Genomic DNA, 16,005 nt, shown 5'->3' with positions numbered 1-16,005 from the left:
CGCCCCTCCTATCGTTTATTCTCTTTCAGAAATTGGTATGTTTTAATACAGGTCGTAATGATCATTAAAAATGATCCAACAGGCACACTTATCGTTGCCCATGAATAACTAATTGGTAGGGTTTGAAACAATCTGTCTACACTTTCGATTGCAAGCGGAACCCCATGGAATATTAAAAATACTAAAAACCCAATGATTACAACGTTCCAAAGAACTACTATAAATTTTTGTCCTTTATCAGAGAACCTTTTTAAGATGAGATCGACACTTACTAGGTCAGTATTTCTAAGTGCCATATCGGCACCTAGAAATATAACCCAAGCAAAGAGAAGTAATGATACATCTGTCGCCCAATTTAATGGGTATTTAAAAGTTCTTGTGATAGCGGATACAAAAACGAGTAATGTAATTGAAACTAATGATAGTTTTACAAGCGACTCTTCAAATTTACAAAAATACTCGTATGCTTTCTTCATCTGTACCCCTCTTTAAAGAGTTTTATTTGCCTAATTCTTGGTAGATTTGCTCTCTTAATTCTGTTAAACCAAGTACTTCATAAGCTTTTTCTGCAGCTTTTTTAAATGCTTCTACATCAGGTTCTACAACTTCCATACCTTCTGCCTTCATCTTTTCTTCAAAATCAGTCTGTAGGCTAGCAACGTATTCTGCATTCTTCTGAGCTACTGCTTTTGTTTCATCTAGTAAAAGTTGTTGTAAATCCTCTGGTAAAGTTTCAAACCACTTTTCACCAACAATGATTCCGTTTACAAGTTGGAAGTGACTCGTTTTATTTACATATTTAATCACTTCATACATTCTTGAAGGATATGTTGACGTATGTTGAGCCTCTGCTCCGTCAATAGCACCCTGCTGAACTGCTGTATAAGCTTCACCCCATGGCATTGCAACTGGAGTAGCTCCTAATGCCTTTACAGATTCCTGCCATACAGGTGAACCAGGGGTTCTGATTCGAAGACCTTTTAAATCATCCGGAGTTTTAATTGGTTCATTTGTAAGGAAATGTCTTGGACCATCATACCAATTAAAGGAAAGAACACGAATTCCATGCTCATCAGCAAGCTGTTTTTCCCACCCTTTAAAAGTTTCACCTTGTGTAATCTTGAGAACTTCTTCATAGTTGTCAGCAAAATAAGGTGCGCCAATGATTCCCATTTCTTCTACATATACACCCATACGGCTTCCGTCAGTTAGAACTGCAACGTTAACACCTTGCTCAGCTTGTTCGATAACGTCATCATCTGATCCAAGCTGCGCACTGGGATAAACTTCCATTTTAAGTCTACCATCTGATTTTTCCTCTAAATTCTTTGCTAACTCTTTGAAACCTTCAACAATTGGAGCTGTTTCAGCTTGTTGTGTAGACATTTTTAATGTGTACACTTTGTCATCTGATTTTTTACCAGATGAAGAATCGCTGCTACAACCTGCAGCAACAATCGCTGTAATGAAAACTAAAACTACTAAACTAATAATCTTTTTCATTTTGACCCTCCTATTTTTCTATTTTCACCATAAAGCGCTTCTGTTTTATATGAAAGCGCTTTATTAGCACACTAGTATACTACCACACTACTATTCTAATAAGCAATAATTTTTTGAATAAATTGTCTATTAAATAATTCTTCCTTTGAAAACTATTTCTTTGAGAAATAAAAAAACAGCGAAAAATATGGTTTTCCGCTGTTTTTTCATTTTCTATTCAGATAACCTTCTACAATTTATCTTCTAGTAACGACACATTTGAAGAATTGTTTACACTGCTGCATCTTTTAACTTTAATGCTTATCTCTATTAAAATTTTGGCTTAGCTTAGTAAGCTTACGAAGTCTCTTCCTTAAATAAAGTTATACATGTAAAAACTTCAAACATACCGGGTATGGAACTGTTATATCTGAATCAATTAAAGTTAGCTTTCCGGTTTGTTCATCCCTTGCATACAATACGAGGTTGCTTGACTCTTGATTGGAGCCGACAATGAATTTTTCGCTTGGATCAAATACAAAATCACGTGGCCAGTCTCCTTCTGATGAAGTCATTTCTACTAGTGTTAGTTCGCCTGTAGCTTCATTTACTCCGAAAACTGCAATGCTGTTATGCCCACGGTTTCCTGCATAGACAAATTTTCCATCCTTTGAAATGTGAATAGCACTACCTTGACTGTTTTCTGTAAAATCCTCAGGAATCGTCGAAATAGTTTGAAGCTCTGTAAAGCTACCATTATTACTGTCATAAGATAAAGCAACGACTTCATTACTAATCTCTGTCATGATGTACGCATATTTTCCATTTGGATGGAAGGCAATATGTCTTGGCCCACTACCTGGTCGAACCGATATACTGCTAACCTCATTTAAAGCACCATCTTTTATCTCGTAGGTAATCAGCTTATCGATTCCTAAATCAATTGCAACTACATATTTTTCATCTGGAGTAAATCCTGAAAAATGGGTATGTGGTTTTTCTTGTCTTTCATGTGGTCCCTTACCTTCATGTGCGACCACTGATTGAGAATATTCAATGCGTCCATCTTCACTATTCACTGAATAAAGCTCGATTGTTCCTTTATGATAATTGCCTGTGACAACTTGGTTGTTTGCCTTGTTCACACTGACATGACAGGGGGATGCTCCTTCTGAAACGTGGTAATTCAACTTTGTTAATTCACCTGTTTGATGATCGATAGAGTAAGCCGTGACCCCACCTGATTCTCCATCCTTTACCACTGAGTATAGAAAACGATTGTCCTGACTGACGGTTACATATGTAGGATTTCCTAATTCTGCTGCTAGTTTTACGTCTGTTATTTTTTGTTCTTTTGTATCTAATGTAAAAGAATAAATTCCTTTGCTGTCCCCTTTTGTATAGGTCCCAACATATCCAATAAATTTGCTCATTTGATAAACCCCTTCCGTCTAATTCGTGAAATAATGTCGATTTGTAACTCGATGAATATGCACAGTTAAATAAATTTCTTCATCCTTAGAAATCACCCAACCAAATTTTGTTTTTAAATAGGTAGCAATTTTTTTCGTACAAGTATAAGCATCTGTATATTTAAGCTTAATTTGTTCATGGAAAAAGTCATCAACGGAATTAGACAGCTTTTCCTTACGCATATACCGCATTCCAAAGAAACGAAGATGTGTTAAAAATCGTTCATAGTTAACAGAGGTCTCATCAAGCTCCATTTTATAATGGTGTTTCACAATATTTAAAATATCATTTACCATCTCTGCAATCTGAATAGCTGCTCCCATATTCTCCCCTGAGAGCTGCCCATTCACTAAATGCAATGCAATTGATGCCGCCTCATCCTCATCAAGCCGGATACCAGTTTCATCTTCAATAATATCCAACGCTTTTAATGCAATCTGAAATTCCTGTTTGTAATATTTTCGAATTTCCCATAACAAGGCATTCTTCAATTGAATTCCTTGCTTATGTCTACTGATTGCAAAGCTAATGTGATCTGTTAAGGCAACATATAAATAGTCATCTAATTTATTCGGCAATTGGGTTCTGGCATAATCTAAAATTTTGGAAGATATACTTAAATAAAGTTCTGATATATCTTCAAGCAAATTGGCAAGTTTTTCGGAAATCCCATGCTTTTGTAATACAAAGGTTTTCTCAATTGTTGAGGGATTAATCGTGTCTCCTGATTTCCTTTGAAAGGCTAAGCCCTTGCCCATCGCGACAATTTCTTGCCCCATCTCGTTTCTACACATCACAACATTGTTATTTAAAACCTTTTCAATTTTCATGCACCCACCCCTTCCATAGCCAAATAAAATTAAAAAAGCCTATATTTGTATACAGAATACCATTGAAGATAATCTACCACAAATATAGGTTTTTCTTACTGAACCTAATATCCATAAAACTATATTAATTGATTGTCTTGTCTATATCAAATAAATAGATTTGTCATTCGCCCCTAGTTCTTAGGAGAATTTTTAAAGATTATACTCTCTAAGCATCTCTTCTATGGCGAATGCTACCCCGTCTTCTTCGTTTGTTTTTGTTGTATATTTACATATATTTAAAATTTCCGGGTCTGCATTCCCCATTGCGACACCACGCCCTGCCATTTCGAGCATGCTTTTATCGTTTAAATTATCACCCATTGACATGACATCCTTCATATCAATCCCCATGCTTTTCGCCAATTCCTGGAGGGCTAAGCCTTTTTTAGCCTCTGGGTGGTTAAATTCCAAATTCAAATATCCGGAAGACGTGATAACTACTCCAGCCTCATCTTTTAGATTATCAAATACTTGCTTATGGCTTTTTTCATCTTCTGCAAAGCTTAATAGCTTATAGATCTTAAGATCATTTATAGCTTCTAGCTGCTCGTAATCCTCAACAAACTGAACACTCTCATCTTGGAAACGCTGTTCAATTCTTTGATTGATTTCCTCATCTGTAAAATTAGGATTCACCGCTTTCCACCATCTCGTCATTCGATCAATAAACTTGTCTCTTCCGAATGAAAATAAACCCTTGTTCGTAAAAAACTCCGTATACATCTCACCATTATGACACGCAGTGTACACTTTCTTACAAACTGCTGGTTCCATTGGAATGTCACGTAAAACGTTGCCTTTTATATCAAATGAACTTGCGCCATTTAAAGTAATAATCGGACAAGTGATTCCCACTTCTTGAATAGGCATTTTAGCAGCATCATAGGATCTTCCCGTTACAACCACAAATTTTACCCCTCTGTCCATCGCCTTTTGAATTGCTCGCACATTTGCCTCACTTACCTTACTATCTTCATTTAAAAGAGTTCCATCTAAATCAGAAGCAATCAGTTTCATATCCCAAATCCCTCTTTCATTATAAAATAAAAAAACCTAAATAAACTGTCCCCAAAAAGAAACACTCTACTTAGATTTTGCCTGCTTTACCAGTAACAATCCTATTTTCTATTATAACAAGATAAACGATTATTACAAAACTAACGATTAAAAAAAGCTACTTACGACAATATCGCAAGTAGCCTTTTATTCTATTCTTCAATTGGCTCTGCACTTAAAGAACCATGTTTGATAATACTAATTAAAAATCCGATAACTCCCCCGACGATCGCTGGCACAATCCACCCTAACCCTACAGTATAAAGAGGAAGAACCGATGTAAATAGGTCATTGATAGCAGCAATTTTCACACCTGCTGCATTCAATCCATCATTAACACTTAGGATGAATGTGAATAGAATACTAACCTGGTATACCTCCTTGCGGCCCTTGAATAAAGGATGCAAGAAAGTTAATACCATTAAACACATTGCTAATGGATAAAGCAAAACTAACACTGGAATTGAAAAGCTAATAATCGTATTTAAACCAAAGTTCGAAATAACAGCACTGAACAAAGTAAAGATAACAGCCCACTTCTTATAAGATAGGGCAGGAATTAGTTTTGCGAAATAAGTAGCACATGATGTAATAAGTCCAATACTTGTAGTTAAACATGCTGCGATTACGATTACTGCAAGAATTACTTTTCCATACCATCCGAAGAAGTGTTGAGAAGCAGCCGCTAAAACAGCACCGCCATTGTCTAAAATTCCAAGACCATCTACACTTGTTGCGCCTAAAAATGCAAGTGAAGAATAGATAGCACCTAATAATACACCTGCAATTAATGCTACTTTACCGGTTGAAATCATAATTTCTTTTTTCGTTCTTGCGCCGCGTTCCTTCATGATATTTATGACAATAATTCCAAATACAAAGGCTGCAAGTGCATCCATCGTATTATAGCCATCTTGGAATCCCTTAAAGAAGCTATTTGTCAAATAAGTTTCTGTTGGCTCTTGAATTGCTCCGATTGGGTTTACAAACGCCGCAATAATCAGAATCGCAATCACGATTAATAATATCGGTGTTAACATCTTTCCAACGATATCTACTATCTTACTAGACTTTAGTGAAAAATATAACGTTAATCCGAAGAAGATAACTGTATAAATAACCAATGGAATATGGCTTGCTTGGTTCGAAACAAATGGTGCAATCCCAATTTCATAAGAAACCGTATTTGTTCTTGGTATTGCAAATAACGGACCAATTGTCAAATAAAGTGCAACGGTAAAGAATACTGCGTAAAGTGGATTAACTCGACCCGCTAGTGACTCCAAATCGCTCTTTCCAGAAAACGCTAAAGCCAAAATACCTAGAACCGGTAAACCTACGCCCGTTATAAGAAAGCCTAGATTTGCTGAAAAAACATTCTCTCCAGCTAACTGACCTAATTGTACAGGGAAAATTAAGTTTCCTGCTCCAAAGAATAACGCGAATAGCATAAACCCTACTGCAATTAAATAACTAAATGAATCTCTTGATGACATATCTATATCCTCCTAAAACACCCTAGACATCTATCTAATTCCGTTAACATATCTAGAGCAAAAAATTATACTAGTAAACTCAATTGCTTACAAATCTCAATTTGATAGTCATTAATATATCACACAAAATATCCAAAAGCAACACTTTTCAGAAAATAGAATTATATCAAAATATTATTTATAATAAATGTAAGCATTGGAATATAGTTCCATTGTACTAGAAAGGACCAAAGGGACGGTTCCTGTGGTTCCTTGGCTCATTTTTATACTTAAATTACTTGAAGGAATCCTCCCTTCTAATACAGAAGTAGTAATAACTAAAAAGAGGAAAGGGATGATCATATGAAGATTGCTATTTTATCGGACATTCATGAGGGATTGAATCGGAAAAATACGGGAATGGATATCATGCCCCACTTATTAAAGTGGATTGAAATCAACTCGCCTGAGGTTTTTATAATAGGTGGTGACATGACGGCTGGTCCTAGAAAAAGCCTAGATCTGTTGAATCAACTACAAGAGGAATTCCCAACGATGAAACTATTATTTGCGCATGGAAATCATGATATTTACCATGAAGACTCCAAATCTGCTTATGATATGCTGCTAGAATTTCCAGGCAATCTTGGAAACGGTCCAGTCGAATTGAATGACAATTGGGTCGTAATTGGTGATGGGGGCTGGTATGACTATTCCTTTGGAATCGAGGGCTATACAGATGAACAGTTTTCAGTTGGAACATTTAATGATTTTACCTGGCCTGATAAAACAAGTGCCCATTGGCCAAGTTCAGACCAATGTGAAACGAAACGGTACCTTGAAAAACTTGAAGGCTGGCTGAAAGAAAATGAAGGTAAAAATATGATTATGGTCACACATGTCGTCCCTTTCTCACGATATATTCAGGTAAAGAACGAACCTGGTTGGGATTTCTTCAATGCCATGATGGGAAGTAAGCATTTCGGTGAGTTAGCAGATAAATATCAAGTGAAAAAATATATTTTTGGTCACATCCATACGAGATATCATGAGCATTATAAAGGAATCGAAATAATCTGCAACCCACTAGGATATTATCCGCACGAGTGGAAATCAGCTAATGCCGAGGAAGAAATATTTTCAACAATTAAATTAGTCGAAATTTAGTTATTAGCCTGCATCAGTTAAACGATGCAGGTTTTGTTTTTCCGAATAATAACCACTTCTTTAGAACAAATTAAAAAAAATTGGGTAACAAAAGGAGTGCTTATATGATAAAAAACAGCATCCGAGTCTTTATTGTTTTATGTTCAGTCGTTGCTGCCGTGTTTCTTCCTAAAAAATCGTACATTACATATTTACCTGTTACCTTATTTTCTTCTGTTATTCTCATGTTTGAAGTCTTTTATTTTACGGTACATAAACTTTGGAAGGTAAAAGGTGGCGTTAGTGCTATGGTATGTGATGCCATCATATTTATGTTAGGTCCTTATGTTTTTGCGAATTTTTGGGTGTTTCATTTATCAAAAGGAAAATTTATCCCATACACCATCATTAACCTTATTGCAGATTGGATTTTTGCATTTCCACTCATTTCATTGCTAAAAAAATTGCAGTTTTTTAAATTAAACATTAGTTCAGCCCAACTTTTCACACTATTTTCCTTAAATGCCCTGATGAATTTGATTTTCCACAAATTTTATGAAAAATGCATCGTTCCCAAGCAAACAATGAGTTACCAAGAATGTAATGACACTGACTTGATTTGACTGATAAAAAAATCAAAAGAAAAGAGACCATTTTAATTCTTCTCCGAATTAAAAGGTCTCTTTTAAAAGAATGCTTTAAAAAGTTATGCATTAATGTGTTAATCCACTACAGTATCGGCCCCACCTTCGCCAAATACCACGATGACCACACATGTCATCCACCTGTCTTTATTATAATTGATAGCGCTTTCATTTTCAATAAAAACCATTCCCTAAGATTCGACACAATGAACCATAGGGACGGTTCTAGTGGTCCATCCGTGAAATTCAACCAGTTTCCAAACTTGTATGCTTAAGTCCTCTCCGTTCTTTAAACCGCTGAAATGTCCAAATTGAAAATCCTAACCAGGTGGCACTCGCAAAATAGCCGCCAATTATATCGGTTGGGTAATGAACCCCTAGATAAATTCGACTCATCCCAATTCCAAAAATCATCACTGCACTAAATAAAACAAGAGCTGTCCTTCCCCACCATACCGGGATATGACGCCACAACAGAAATGCAAAAATCCCATAAAAGGTAAAAGCACTCATCGCATGCCCACTCGGAAAACTATAACCTGAAATTTCAACCAGTCGATGGAAGTCCGGCCTAGCCCGCTTGAATAACTCCTTCAATAAATAGTTTAAAATCGGTGACCCAACCATGACTCCAACAAACAAAATGAGCTCATAGCGATGTTTTAATACTTTATATAAAAAAAACAGAATAAACAGGGATAAAACAATAATCACCGGTGCTGAACCAATAAACGAAAGGAATTTCATCAGGAAGGTGAGCCCCACGGACTCCATCCCCTGTACCAGCGATATTACACGGCTATCAAACCGGATAATATCATGGCCATGAACAAAATACGCCAATAGGCCAAACACGATAAGCGAAAATAGACAAAGAATAAAAGCAATTGATAACTGACTTTTTAATTTCATATATGGCACTTTCTTTCCTTTTGATACCTATAGTATTTTTGAATGTATAAAGATTATACAAAATTGGCTACTCCTCAATCAGAACAAGGGTGTGATAAAATAGAAGAACCGATATCGAAAAGGTTGTGTAGTGTGTGAAGCGAATGCTTGCGATTAGTGATATTCACGGGGATTTAGATAAATTCGAACGACTACTAGAGCTTGTACAATATAATCACAAGCATGATCAGCTTTTGTTGTTAGGAGACTATGTGGATCGTGGTCCCAAGTCAAGGGCTGTTTTAGATAAAGTGATTCAATTACGAAATGAAGGCGCGATTGCGTTAATTGGCAATCATGAAAAAATGATGATGGAAGCTTTCCGCGCTGATTCAATGAGCGTTAAAAGATGGTTTTACAATGGCGGGATTAAAACCCTACAAAATTATGGGTACCATATTGAAAAAGATGATGCAAAATATTGGTACACAACCGAAGAAATGCCAAACCTTCTTCAAATAAATGAAGAAATCCGGCCCCATCTAGACATTTTAAAAGAGCTTCCTTATTACTATGAAACGGATTCACATATATTTGTTCATGCAGGTATTCATCCGGAAACGCCGCTTGAATCAACAGACCCGCATCTACTCGTCTGGATTCGAGAGGAATTTCACAATGGATATTCCGGAGAAAAGACAGTCGTATTCGGACATACCCCCACAAAATATTTACATAAAAGTAACGAAATGTATTTCGGTAAAAATAACATCATCGGCATTGATGGTGGCTGTGCATACGGCGGAAGGCTTTATTGCTATGATGCTACCCATTCAGAAATTTTCTATGTTGAATAAGCACCAGAAGGACGGTTCAAAGGGAACCAGAAGAACCGTCCCTCTGGCTCCTATTACTTCCCATGACTTTATGCCTCTTCACTAATTACAACGTTCTTGCCTCTGAATTTCAAAACGATCGGTATTACGATCCATAAAAATGCGATTGTAAGGAAAATGACAGAAATAGGGGTTTCAATAAATACCATATAATCACCATTAGAACCCGTTAAGGCACGTCTCATATTATTTTCTAGCATTGGACCTAGTACTAGACCTAACACAATCGGCGCAAGTGGAAAATCATTTCTAGCAAGAAAATAACCTGCTACCCCACACCCAATTAAAAGCATAATATCAAATACCGTCACTTGAACAGCATATACACCAAAGACTGAGATTGCGATGATTAATGGGAGTAAATATTTTTTAGGTGTATCAATGATTTTTGCAAATACTCTTACTAGTGGTAGATTTAAGATTAGTAGCATTACATTACCAATAAACATACTAGCAATAAGCCCCCAGGCAACCTGTGGATGCTCGTCAAACAATAATGGTCCTGGCTGAATATTATACATAATTAAGGCTCCTAACAAAACAGCTGTAGTTCCAGAGCCTGGAATCCCCAATGTAAGAAGAGGAATCATGGCTCCTCCTGATGCGGAGTTATTAGCTGATTCAGGTCCAGCCACTCCTTCAATAGCCCCTTGACCAAATTTCTTTGGATTCTTACTTATTTTTTTCTCCAATATATAGGAGAAGAAAGATGCAAGAGTAGCACCTGCTCCAGGTAAAATTCCAAGGAAAAATCCTAAGAGGGAACCTCTAGTTATAGCGCCTGAACTTTCTTTAAACTCACGTTTTGTAGGAAGGATCTTCTTGATTTTGATGGTTTCTGAGGTTTGACCGTCGTCCTTTTCCAACACCGTTTTAAAAACTTCACCTAGAGCAAATAGTCCAACTGCAATTGTTAAAAATTCTATACCCGAATACAACATTGGATTGTCATATGTAAAACGTGATACTCCCGATACACTGTCAATACCAATAGTACCTAGGAGTAGACCAAACACAGTCATCATTAATGCTTTTGTCATAGATTTACCAGCAAGGCCACTAACGGCAAGTAACCCTAAAATGATTAGGGAAAAATATTCTGCTGGCCCAAACGACAGTGCGAGATTTGATAGCGGCTCTGCGAGAATGACGAGACCAATCAATGATGTAATTCCCGCAACAAATGAACCGATTGCAGCAATTGATAAAGCTGCACCTGCCTTACCTTTCTTCGCCATTTGATACCCATCTAAGGTGGTTACAACAGATGAGGATTCCCCCGGTGTGTTTAATAAGATCGAAGTTGTTGATCCGCCGTACATTGCGCCATAATAGACACCAGCTAATAAAATGATAGAACTTACCGCAGCCTGCTCAGGTGGCAAACCTGATGTCATGCTTGCTGTGACTGGTATAAGTAAAGCTACCCCACTCATTGGTCCAATTCCAGGTAAAACCCCAACAGCCGTTCCAATAAGGACCCCAATAAAGGCAAATAATAGGTTATGCCATGTTAGAGCAGTAAGAAAACCGTCCATTAGAAATTGTATCGTCTCCATCTAATTTCACCCCTTTACTTATATCCATACTGGAAATCCCGGCAAAGAGCCGTTAAGTACATGAACATATAAAAAATAGACGCCGAAGGAAAATCCTGCAGAAATAAGACTTGTTTTTATCCAATTTCCTTTTTCCATTGCCTGAAAGCAAATGACTAAAAAAACAAAAGTGGTAATTACATAGCCCACTGTTTCTAATAGAAGGCCATATAATATCGAAGAAATTAGAATAATGATAAATCGTTTATATTCATATTTCCCTTTGCTAGACTCCTTTGCCTTACCTTTCGTTTCGATTAACAAACGGATACTTAACAAAATAAGGACAATACCAAGTCCCATTGGAAAAATATCAGGTCCTACATTACTCCCATAGGCACTTTCAGCAATTCTTCTACTTTCTATAACAAAGCCTAATCCAATTAGTAAAAATAAGATTCCAGCATACCTATCGAAATGGTGTGCCATTTTTCCAATCACCTCCGAGGTAGAATTTAGGGCAACTTATAAGCCAATAGGAGGCTATGAGTTGCCCTCTTGCTATATCTGTTAAAATTGTTTGTTATATACAGTCCACACAATTACTCTTTTGCCATATCCATCGCTTGCAGCAGCTCTTTGATTTGTTCATTTTGCTCATCTAGGAACTTAACGAACTCCTCTGAGTTTCTATATTCACTAGTCCAACCACTTTGATCCATAGCCGTTTTCCACTCTTCTGACTCCGTCATTTTTTGAATTGTATCATTCCAAAAATCTAATGCTGCCTTACTCATATCTTTTGGTCCAAATATTCCTCGCCAAATTGCAAATTCAGCATCCACTCCACTTTCCTTCATGGTTGGAACATCTGAAAGCTCTCCATCCAAACGTTCCGGAGCGGCTACCGCTAGTACTCGTACTTTCCCTGCCTTGAGATATTCAATTACAGACGAAGCATCCGTAGCGATAACATCAGCATTTCCACCAAGTAGAGCTGTCATTGCTTCTCCTGTACCATCATAAGAGACATATTTTATTAACTTATGGTCAACGCCTGATTTATAAGCTGGTAATATAGAAACTAAATGATACATCGAACCTGGTCCGGAACCACCAGCAAAAGTAAGCTTTTTTGGATCCTTTTTAAGATCTTCAAGCAGTGTTTCTAAGCTATCATATTTTGAATCACTTCTAACCACTATCGATCCATAATCTTTCGTTAGCTGTGCTAATGGTGTTGTATCCTTATATCCGAAAGGGCTGTTACCTTCTTTTTTCAAATTGTTTATGAGGACAGGTGGTGATCCAGCGAACAGCTTATAATCATTTTTCGAATCATTACTCACATAGTCGGCAATAAAAACAGTTCCACCGCCACCTGGTTTATTTTCAACCGTCATCGTCTGTTCAACAAGCTTTGTTTCTCCTAAAACCTTTGTAAAAGTCCTTGCTGTACGATCCCATCCACCACCTGCACCCGATGGAGCTACAACTACAATTGGCTTTTCTGGATAAACTTCTGAGCTACTTCCCTTTGCTGCCCCACAACCAGCGAGTAGCGAAGCCATTACCACACCTACTAGTATTTTTTTCCATCCTTTTACCTTCATCACTTCTATTCCCTCCTTTAAAATTGACCTAATTCACCACAATTGAAAGCGAATACATTTTTCAAAAAAATTCTCTTATAAAAAGGGAAATCTGTTCTCCTTTCTGGTTTATTTATGAAAATATTAAATTAACACTATCAATATGTTGTAAAGTAATTATAAAATGATTCTGAATATAAATAAAATAACACTTTTTTTCACACCCTTATAAAAATTTTCTATAACCTTAGACATGTAAAAATAAATTCCCTTTAAACACAAAAAACCCGACCTTTCTACTAGAGAAGAAGGTCGGGTTAAATTTAAATTAATTCATTTTTACCTAGACTCAATGACTGAATTCTTTTTATTTAGTACATAAGTTGCAGCGGAGTTCCCTGCTAATTTTCCAAAAACTGAACCCGACATTAATCCGGAACCACCTGGATAATTATCGTAAAATATTCCGCCAATCATTTCCCCAGCAGCATAAAGGCCCTTAATCGGTGCACCATTACCATCTAATACTTCTCCTGTTTTACTTACGTGTAGTCCACCGAATGCAAAGGTAATACCGCATGTGACTGGAAACGCATAGAATGGTCCTTGTTCGATTCGGAGTGCCCAGTTTGTCTTAGGAGGAGTAATTCCCTTAGTACCCTTTCCATCCTTTTCTGATGGATTGTAATCTCCATCTTGAACAGATTGATTATATTCTTCAATGGTACGAAGGAATTCCTCTTTATTTACAGGTAACTGCTCTACAAGATCTTGAATCGTATCTGCTTGATACACTGTTGCTTCTTCTAAATCATATTCCTTCCGAAGCATTGGGCGTACTTGTGAATCATAGATTTGATAAGCGACCTGGTTAGGCTGCTTCAAAATCTCACGCCCATACTTTGCATACGTGTAATTTCTAAAATCAGCACCCTCATCAACAAAACGATATCCTTCACTGTTAATCATGATGCTATATGGGTAGGAATGCTTTTTAAAGATATCACCTGGCTTTGTAAAATCTCCAACCTTTGGGGCATTGTAATCGGTTCCAATTGAGTGGCAGCCAGACCATTGTCCGTATTTTTGTGCACCAATTTCTAAGGCCATTGAGATTCCGTCTCCCGTGTTATATTCTGTTCCTCTCACAATTGCCTTTTCCCATTCTTCTCCGATATTCTCACTTCTCATTTTTTTATTTGCCTCAAAGCTACCACATGCTAGTACAATTGCCGACGTGTTTACAATATGGGCTTGACCCTTTTGTTCAACAACAACTCCAGTAACTCTATTCTGTTCCGTTACAAGTTTAACTGCACGGGATTCATACCAAATGTCTATCCCCAACTCTTGGGCACGTAGGAAAAGCTGCTTTACTAAACCAACACCCTTATCTACGGTTTTTACCGGAAGTCCTCCCCAAAAGTGCCATTTCCCTTCTTTTTGGAAGGATTGATTCTCGTAATTTAGCTCAAATTCCACGCCATGCTGACTCATCCATACAATTGTCTCATAGGATTTAGAAACAAGCTGACCAGCCAATTCTGGGTCGCTTTTTTCACCTGTTACCCTCATCAGATCGTCATAAAATTCATTTTCACCATATCTTGGCATTTCAATCAGACTTGCTTGCTCATCATCAATTTTTGGAATAACCTTCCGAATCGCATCTAATCCGTCGTATGCAAAACGAATTGCACCATCTGTAAAGAAGGAGTTTCCACCTCTTTTATTCTTAGGACCCCGTTCTAATACAAGGACTTTAGCTCCTTGCTCACGAGCAGATATGGCAGAGCATAAGGCTGCATTGCCTGCCCCTACGATAATGACATCATATTTTGTTTCAATCATTGAAATTCCTCCTAGTAATAGAATAATAATTTCGATTATTCAGAGTGCTTCTCCGTTTGAAACCATCATAATATACATGTGGAAATAAATAAAATATATATCTTTTCGTATATCCAATAAAAAATTTTTATAACATCATTTTAATGAATCATTAACTTTTAGTTCATCAATAACAAATTCAACAAACGTCTTTACTACAGATAGATTCATATAGGATTTATCATACATAAGCCAAGTAGTTCGTTCTAATGGTATTCCGCCTTTATCAAGCAATGGTATTTTATAAAAATCATCTGTTTCCTTAATTGACATTTCCGGGATAATGGCAATACCTAGATCATATTTCACCATTTCTTTGCAGGTTTCAAGCTTATCAACTTCCATGGCTATACGTGACGGAACAGTAAAATGTTCTTGCCACCAATTGTTAATTAAATTTCGTAATGATTGATCGGTACTATAATCAATAAAAGGCATGTCTGGTAATTGCTCAAACTGAAGCTTTTTTTTCGATATCAAGAAAAGCCGCTCTTTAGAGAGCAATACTTTTTCTCCTTTCCATTCATAGTCATTACGTACAATACCAACATGTACCTTTGATGAGCCCAATAAATTCATAATATCTGAGCTCCAGCCAGTTTTAACACTAAATTGAGGAGAAGGGTAAATGGTGGAAAATCTTTTTAATATCTTAGGCAGCTTATAACGAGCGAAATTACTTGATACCCCAATACGTAAGGTTCCGTTTACGCCACCCTTCATATTTACCATATTATCCTTTGTCACCTGCAAAATACGTTGCATATTTTCCGCATATTGAACCAAATATTCACCTTCAGAAGTAAAATCAATTCCTGTTTTTGTCTTAAAAAACAATTGGACCCCAAATTCCTCTTCTATATTTTTTAACCGATAACTGAGTGCTGGTTGAGAAATATACAATCTTTCGGCAGCACGGGTAAGACTCTTTTCCTCAAATAATACTTTCATAAAGTTCCAGTCTTTTTCATCCATTTTCCTACCCCCTAAAATAGGTTTCTCTTATAAACTATTATTCTTTTTTATACAAAAGAGTAACCTCCTCTCCTA

Annotated in this window: 15 protein-coding genes; 3 read left to right on the top strand and 12 right to left on the bottom strand. The window is 36.8% G+C overall.

Annotated elements, in window-relative coordinates; genetic code table 11:
- Positions 1-8: 8 nt before the first annotated feature.
- The 6 genes from DZB84_RS18975 to brnQ form a co-directional block, all read right to left on the bottom strand.
- A complete protein-coding gene (locus tag DZB84_RS18975; protein WP_116353886.1) occupies positions 9-476 on the bottom strand; it encodes a TRAP transporter small permease in 468 nt (155 codons plus the stop codon).
- 22 nt (positions 477-498) lie between these two features.
- On the bottom strand, positions 499-1,503 hold the full coding sequence (locus DZB84_RS18970) for a C4-dicarboxylate TRAP transporter substrate-binding protein (RefSeq protein WP_116353885.1): 1,005 nt from the start codon (positions 1,501-1,503) through the stop codon (positions 499-501).
- A gap of 362 nt (positions 1,504-1,865) precedes the next feature.
- The gene (locus DZB84_RS18965) at positions 1,866-2,915 is read right to left on the bottom strand and encodes a lactonase family protein (protein WP_116353884.1); all 1,050 of its coding nucleotides are present in this window, start codon (positions 2,913-2,915) and stop codon (positions 1,866-1,868) included.
- 18 nt (positions 2,916-2,933) lie between these two features.
- Positions 2,934-3,785, bottom strand: a complete 852-nt coding sequence (gene licT / locus DZB84_RS18960; protein WP_116353883.1) for a BglG family transcription antiterminator LicT — start codon at positions 3,783-3,785, stop codon at positions 2,934-2,936.
- 192 nt (positions 3,786-3,977) lie between these two features.
- Positions 3,978-4,844 carry a Cof-type HAD-IIB family hydrolase gene (locus DZB84_RS18955; protein ID WP_116353882.1) on the bottom strand — a complete coding sequence of 289 codons (867 nt, stop codon included), beginning with the start codon at positions 4,842-4,844 and terminating at the stop codon, positions 3,978-3,980.
- A 191-nt stretch (positions 4,845-5,035) separates the two neighbouring features.
- The gene (gene brnQ, locus DZB84_RS18950; protein WP_116353881.1) at positions 5,036-6,379 is read right to left on the bottom strand and encodes a branched-chain amino acid transport system II carrier protein; all 1,344 of its coding nucleotides are present in this window, start codon (positions 6,377-6,379) and stop codon (positions 5,036-5,038) included.
- Between the two features lie 342 nt (positions 6,380-6,721).
- Between brnQ and DZB84_RS18945 the strand changes: the two genes are divergently transcribed.
- Together DZB84_RS18945 and DZB84_RS18940 are read left to right on the top strand one after the other, a co-directional pair.
- Positions 6,722-7,525, top strand: a complete 804-nt coding sequence (locus tag DZB84_RS18945; protein WP_116353880.1) for a metallophosphoesterase — start codon at positions 6,722-6,724, stop codon at positions 7,523-7,525.
- Positions 7,526-7,629: 104 nt separating this feature from the next.
- Complete coding sequence (locus DZB84_RS18940; protein WP_116353879.1) at positions 7,630-8,127, top strand: hypothetical protein; 498 nt, start codon at positions 7,630-7,632, stop codon at positions 8,125-8,127.
- 267 nt (positions 8,128-8,394) lie between these two features.
- Here the strand turns inward: DZB84_RS18940 and DZB84_RS18935 are convergent, their stop codons facing one another.
- The gene (locus DZB84_RS18935; RefSeq protein ID WP_189655305.1) at positions 8,395-9,060 is read right to left on the bottom strand and encodes a phosphatase PAP2 family protein; all 666 of its coding nucleotides are present in this window, start codon (positions 9,058-9,060) and stop codon (positions 8,395-8,397) included.
- A gap of 134 nt (positions 9,061-9,194) precedes the next feature.
- On the opposite strand from DZB84_RS18935, the gene DZB84_RS18930 reads away from it, so the two are divergent.
- On the top strand, positions 9,195-9,896 hold the full coding sequence (locus tag DZB84_RS18930) for a metallophosphoesterase family protein (protein ID WP_116353878.1): 702 nt from the start codon (positions 9,195-9,197) through the stop codon (positions 9,894-9,896).
- A gap of 68 nt (positions 9,897-9,964) precedes the next feature.
- On the opposite strand, the gene DZB84_RS18925 is transcribed toward DZB84_RS18930, so the two are convergent.
- From DZB84_RS18925 to DZB84_RS18905, 5 genes are all read right to left on the bottom strand, one after another.
- Positions 9,965-11,494 carry a tripartite tricarboxylate transporter permease gene (locus tag DZB84_RS18925; protein ID WP_116353877.1) on the bottom strand — a complete coding sequence of 510 codons (1,530 nt, stop codon included), beginning with the start codon at positions 11,492-11,494 and terminating at the stop codon, positions 9,965-9,967.
- An 18-nt stretch (positions 11,495-11,512) separates the two neighbouring features.
- A complete protein-coding gene (locus DZB84_RS18920; protein WP_116353876.1) occupies positions 11,513-11,962 on the bottom strand; it encodes a tripartite tricarboxylate transporter TctB family protein in 450 nt (149 codons plus the stop codon).
- Positions 11,963-12,075: 113 nt separating this feature from the next.
- Positions 12,076-13,086 (bottom strand): tripartite tricarboxylate transporter substrate binding protein, encoded by a 1,011-nt coding sequence (locus DZB84_RS18915; protein WP_116353931.1) that lies wholly within the window; start codon positions 13,084-13,086, stop codon positions 12,076-12,078.
- 318 nt (positions 13,087-13,404) lie between these two features.
- Positions 13,405-14,916 carry an FAD-dependent tricarballylate dehydrogenase TcuA gene (gene tcuA, locus DZB84_RS18910; RefSeq protein WP_116353875.1) on the bottom strand — a complete coding sequence of 504 codons (1,512 nt, stop codon included), beginning with the start codon at positions 14,914-14,916 and terminating at the stop codon, positions 13,405-13,407.
- Positions 14,917-15,051: 135 nt separating this feature from the next.
- Entirely contained in the window at positions 15,052-15,930 is an 879-nt protein-coding gene (locus tag DZB84_RS18905) for a LysR family transcriptional regulator (protein ID WP_116353874.1), read from the bottom strand.
- Between the last annotated feature and the right edge of the window lie 75 nt (positions 15,931-16,005).

The organism is Bacillus sp. HNG (assembly GCF_003400205.1).
Lineage (GTDB): Bacteria > Bacillota > Bacilli > Bacillales > Bacillaceae_L > Ferdinandcohnia.
Note: the sequence above shows the minus strand (reverse complement) of the source record. Positions and strands in the feature narration are given on the sequence as shown.